We start from the raw sequence: 3,563 nt of genomic DNA, 5'->3' as shown, positions 1-3,563 counted from the left end.
GTCATGACCAATGCCAAAGAACGCTCCAATCGGATGAAAACCCTTTTTGGGAATGTCGATTCCGCTGAGCTTGCGAAACAGATCTCGGCAGGTCCCGCGGTCAAAGTTGGATCTGGGGCCGTCAAGTCGATGGACCGGGCCTTTGTCGCCGTGGAAGAGGAGAACGACCGCCTTCGTGAACAACTGAGCGGTTCGGAAGCAATTGTCGAAATTGACTCCGCCCATGTCGTTCCCTCCTTTGTCAGGGATCGCCTCGACATCGAGGGAGATCCGTTATTTCAGGGTTTCGTTGAGGGCATCCGCGAAAGCGGCCAGAGACTTCCCATCCTCGTTCGCCCCTCCCCTGACAAGCAAGGCTACTTTCAGGTCGCTTATGGCCATAGGCGTTTGCGGGCCTGTCAGATTCTTGAACGGCCGGTAAAAGCGATCATCCGTGAGCTCACCGACGACGAGTTGGTGGTCGCTCAAGGGATCGAGAATACCGAGCGCGCCAATCTCTCGTTCATCGAGCAGGCGCTGTTTGCTGCAACCCTCAAGTCGCGCGGCTTCCGCCGGGAGACGATTGCTGCCGCCCTCGGCAGGGCAGACGGCAAGCTGACCTATATTTCGATGCTGATTGGGATCGCAGAACAGTTCCCGGCCGAACTGATCGCCAGGATCGGTGCGGCGCCTTCAATTGGCCGGCCGAAGTGGGAAAAGCTCGCCGCCCATTTCAAGGACGGTAGGGCTCCGGCCGCAGCCCAGTTTATCATTGACCAGGTGACGTCGACGAGGACATGGGTTGCGTCCCCAAGCGATCAGCGCTTCGCCGCGCTGATGAACGCCCTGGAACACAAGGCAGCCAGCGGAGATCGCGGCGAAGAGATCGAGATCGGTGGCGGCGCGGTGATTACCGCGAAATCCTCGCGTTCCTCAACGCTCATTACAATTCCGGAAAGCAAGATGCCAGGCCTGTCGGCCTGGCTCATCGAAAAGCTTCCGGCACTGGTGGACGAGTACCGGCAACAAAACGGGGAGACGCCGATGCGGTAGGCTGGTTCAGAAATAGGAAAGGGCTCACCGACGGCAATCGGCGAACCCTTAAAATCCTAGCCGACAGTACGAAAACGTCCCGTCGACATCAGCTCTAACAAACTGATTCTATGACGGACCGCTGGCACAATCAACCCCTGCGTAACAGCTGGGWACGAAAAACTGTGCCCGTCTGCTGGCTTTCATCAACAAGAATCTCGATGGAGCCGCACGCTAAGGCGCTGCGGGCAGGCTAGCTAATGACAGAAGCAACGGCAATCGCATCGTTCAGACGCGTCAGTCCGGCCATTCTCGCAAGCGCGCGAATGGCGATGGCCAACGACATACCAGACACCTCGAAATCGGAGATCTCCCTCCTGTTGAAGAAAGCAGCGCCGATCCTTGGGATCGACGGCACGACCTATCATGTCCTGGACATTCTCCTTGGCCTCTCGCGCGGCGATGACTGGAAAGKGGCCGGCAGGCCGATCGTTGCAATTTCGAACGCCAAGCTCGCAGAATACACGCTGCGCTCCGAGCGCACGGTTACGCGGTGCCTGCGCAGGATCGTTGAAGCTGGGATCGCTGCCTACCGAGACAGCCCAACGGGCCGGCGCTTCGTGTACCGCGACAATGACGGGATGGTTGCCAGCGGCTTCGGGCTCGATTTTACGCCGGCGCGCGTGCGGCTTGCGGAGATCARGGAGAGCGTTGACAACTATCAAAGGGAACTGAAGGCTACCCAGGATGCGCGGCGAGCGGTTACGCGGTTTTCCAGGGCAATCATCGATGCCTGCGAAGCATTCCCGGAGAAGGCGGATAGCTGGAGGTGCGCTGCACAGGCGATCATGGAGACGATGGTGAGCCGCGCTGAGCAAGCAAGCAAGCTCAAATCACTGCATTCCGAGGTTCTTGAATATGCCGAAGCTCGCTTCGGTGAGCATAATATGTCATGCGCGGGTGACATAGGCGTCACCTCTATTATTAATACAACCCCTAAGAACCTTTCTGAAAGTAATGAACGGACTCGCTCTTACGAGCGAGACATCAAACAAACTGACGACGGCTCCGCCGTCGAAATGGCTTATGAAAATAAGCCTGAAGCGGCGGTTGGTGACACGCAATCCCGATTGCGGCAGGCGGAGAAGGCGGTTGGTGATATCCAGGGTGCTGTTCTAGCTGCGGTGCCGGTTGGCTTGCTGCAGGTYGGGTGCCGCGCGGCGCAGGAATGTGTCAGTGTGGAGTTTGACGGCTGGTCCGATGTTGTCGGCGCGGCCGAAATGATGCGGCGCATGATCGGCCTTTCGGAGGCTGCATGGGTAGACGGTGTAGGGAGGGTCGGCCGTTATGCTGCGTCCGCCATCTTGGCGACTGTGCTCGAAAAATCCTTGCGTGACCCGGAGCTGATTGCAAAGCCGGGGGGCTATTTCCGTGCAATGGTCGACCGGGCGGTCGATGGGAGTCTTCACCTTTCAAAAAGCCTTTACGGTCTTGCCGAAAGCGGGATGAATACACGGGATAGATAGGCGAAAGGTAGCAGCTGTTATTCCGCGCTTGGGCATGCGGAACCGGCGACGAGGTTTACCTTGACGCCGCTACAGGAATAGTTCGATTTCTGGGCGTGGCTTCGCCCTCTGGGTCGCATGAGCGGCAATGGGGCGGGTGTATCCAGAAAGAGCGGTCGTTTCGCCAGGTATCGGTTTGCGCCCGCCGTGGTGCAGCCATAGTCCATCTGGCTTCCGCAAGACGGCGAGGGCGGTACAACTGCCCTGAAGGACAGGCGAGATAGCTGTGGCTGGGGAGTCCCGTTCCTCCTGTTCATTGAGAACTAACCTGCCTATCCGGGGCACCCTCCGTTCTGAATGTGTTGCCGATCGGAGGCGAAATCTTTGCGCGTCCTTGGAGCCACTCGGCTCGAAGAAGAACATGGGTGTTGGAGGGCGTAAACGAATTCGAAGGAGCGGGGTGGCGTGTATCGAGGGCATTGGGCGAGGCCGAGCGCACAGCATCCATGATCCTGGGCGGTTCCTCTGTTCGGGCATTTTGGCCACCCAACCGAGTCGCTTCACGCGGGGTTCGTCCAACTTTGCCGGCAGCTGAGCTTGCGCGAGCAATGGACGTTGATCAGGGAGAGAATGAGTGCGAGCCGTGACGAAGGTGGTCTCCGAATGTTCATTCAAGAAGCCATGCCACCCGTTCGGCTAGCTTGTGACTCGTCCGGAATCATTGTGCATTGCTGCCTAAAGGACGGAGAGGCAGTCGGCATCTGCGGCACCCGCCGGGCAGAAGAGGTTCCAGGAAGGCCGGCAATGGCGTTTGCGCGGGCCGGGTGCTGCAGGCTGTCTCGCTGCGGGGAGCGATGGACGTGGTGGGGGGTTACCTATCGCCACCTCGTTCTTCCTCCCTGTCGAACGTAATCTGCCTATCCACCTACGGAGAGGGCCGGGGCAGGATCCGGTCGACAACGAGCCAGGCGACCTTGGTCCGATGGGCTCGAAAGGTAACAGCTGTTACCTTTTGGGTGGGGCGGCCGACAAGGATGACCCTTCTCC

The 3,563-nt window shown here is 58.9% G+C and carries 2 protein-coding genes; both read left to right on the top strand.

Annotated features, from left to right (window positions below; all coding sequences use genetic code 11):
* On the top strand, window positions 1-1,032 hold a 1,032-nt coding region (gene repB, locus AC1D1Z_RS35255), incomplete at its 5' end, for a plasmid partitioning protein RepB (protein WP_477853418.1).
* 239 nt (window positions 1,033-1,271) lie between these two features.
* Window positions 1,272-2,537: a plasmid replication protein RepC gene (gene repC / locus AC1D1Z_RS35250; protein WP_477853416.1), complete on the top strand. Its 1,266-nt coding sequence runs from the start codon at window positions 1,272-1,274 to the stop codon at window positions 2,535-2,537.
* Window positions 2,538-3,563: the final 1,026 nt, after the last annotated feature.

This window comes from Rhizobium sp. P1_E1 (assembly GCF_056406015.1).
Note: the sequence above shows the minus strand (reverse complement) of the source record. Positions and strands in the feature narration are given on the sequence as shown.